This window comes from Bradyrhizobium sp. WSM4874, from assembly GCF_055811835.1.
In genome coordinates, this window is record NZ_JBVVPR010000193.1 from 1 (window position 1) to 587 (window position 587).

Annotated in this window: 1 protein-coding gene; it reads right to left on the minus strand. The window is 61.5% G+C overall.

Annotated features, from left to right (window positions below; genetic code table 11):
- Positions 1–539 (minus strand): plasmid replication protein RepC (repC, locus tag AC0L3P_RS39995; RefSeq protein WP_473309461.1); only part of this gene is annotated, 539 nt, incomplete at its 3' end.
- Positions 540–587: the final 48 nt, after the last annotated feature.

The following is a 587-nucleotide window of genomic DNA, read 5'->3' on the forward strand; positions in this document are numbered from 1 at the left end:
GCTTTTCGCGTCAGACCGCGCAGATAACCGCCAGCGGAATTGATCGCCGTCCCGCGCTGCAGGATACACGCGACGACGATGGCTGCGGGCACCTCGCCCATCACCTTTTGCGCCTCCTCCCAGGCGCTCGGACTGATCCCCAGCATCGATCGCACAACGGCCGCTGTGGCGAGGAAATCGCGCCAGTTCGAAACTCCACCCTTCGCATAATCGATGATGTCTGGGCACGCGCTCAGGACCATTCCCAATGGATACGCCCCCTCGCCGACTCGCGATGGTTGAGGCTTTGGTGCAGCTCCCGCCGCCCTGCCTTCTCGGAAGACAGGTTCAAGTTCAATGAGGGTATCTGGATTTGAATTCTGTATGTGCCGCTCGGAATGGGACTCATTGGCGCTCGGATTCTTGGATTTGATATGTGTTTCCAGAAGATTGAGCACGTCGTCGGCGAGCTGTGACAACTCGTCGGCGATCGGCTCGAGTTCCTGGCGCGTCGCCGTGCGCGGAATCTGATCGACGATCGCGCGGAAGGCAGCGTGCACGACCTGCCAATCGGCAGGCCCCTGCCCTCCCCTTCGCGTCGGGACGGC